The sequence below is a fragment of the Ruegeria sp. HKCCA0370 genome, from assembly GCF_013033705.1.
In the GTDB taxonomy this organism is placed as follows: Bacteria; Pseudomonadota; Alphaproteobacteria; order Rhodobacterales; family Rhodobacteraceae; genus Ruegeria.
Window position 1 is genome coordinate 1 of record NZ_WQEP01000035.1, and the last position, 1,143, is coordinate 1,143.

The 1,143-nt window shown below is 56.7% G+C and carries 1 pseudogene; it reads right to left on the reverse strand.

Annotated features, from left to right (window positions below):
* A pseudogene (locus GOW31_RS21835) lies at positions 1-1,143 on the reverse strand (IS3 family transposase); the annotation flags it as partial.

A 1,143-nucleotide genomic window follows, 5' to 3' on the forward strand; every position in this document is an offset into this window, starting at 1 on the left:
GTGCATTGTCGGCCTGCGATCCATTGGTATGATGGTTTCGGGCGCTGGCGGGCGATAGCCCAGTGCACTGTGGGGCCGCTTTGTGTTGTAGTGTCTCCTCCATTGTTCGATCAGAATTTGAGCTTCGCGCAGGCTGTAGAAGATCTCACCGTTGAGCAACTCGTCCCTGAACCTGCCGTTGAAGCTTTCACAGTATCCGTTCTCCCAAGGGCTCCCAGGTTCAATGTAAGCCGTCTGCGCGCCAACTGCGGCGATCCAGTCTCGGACGGCTTGGGCGATAAATTCTGGCCCATTGTCTGAACGTATGAAGCGGGGTGCACCCCGCAGTATGAACAGATCCGTTAGGGCATCGATCACATCGACCGAGTTCAGCTTGCGCTTCACTTTAATCGCCAGGCACTCTCGGCTGTGCTCATCAAGGATATTCAGCGCCCGGAAGGCTTTGCCATCATCGGTTCGACAATGAACGAAGTCATAGCTCCATACATGATTGCGATACTCCGGCCTCAGCCGAACACACGACCCATCCACTGCCCGGCAGGGCATTGCGAAGCAATGTCCCGAGAGGGTTCAGCCCAAGCCGTCCTTTCTTCGGTTGTTTCACTGGCACTTTCAGCCCCTCTCGTCGCCAAAGCCGTTCAATTCGCCCATCGCTGACAGACCATCCAGCCTCTCGCAGTAGTGCAGCGATCCTGCGATAGCCATATCGGCCGTATTGACGGGTCAGCTCAATCATGTCGGCCACCAATCGGTCTTCGTCTGCGCGACCTTGTGGTACACGCCGTTGCGTGGACCGGTGTTGTCCAGGCACGCGGCAGGCGCGTCGCTCAGATACTTTGAGCTGGCTGCGGACATGATCGATGCAGGCACGACGACGAGCGGGGCTCAATAGTTTCCCTTGGCCGCCTCCGTGAGGATCAGTTTGTCCAACGTCAGGTCAGACACCGCGCGTCGCAGCCGCTCGTTCTCTTTCTGAAGCCGCTTCAGTTCCTTCAACTGATCCACACCCATTCCGCCGTACTTCTTTCGCCAGCGGTAGTAGGTTTGTTCAACAACGCCAATCTGTCTGATCGCATCAAGACGGGACATCCCTTCCCCATCAGAACTTCAACCTGCCGTAACTTCGAGACAATCTCTTCGGGC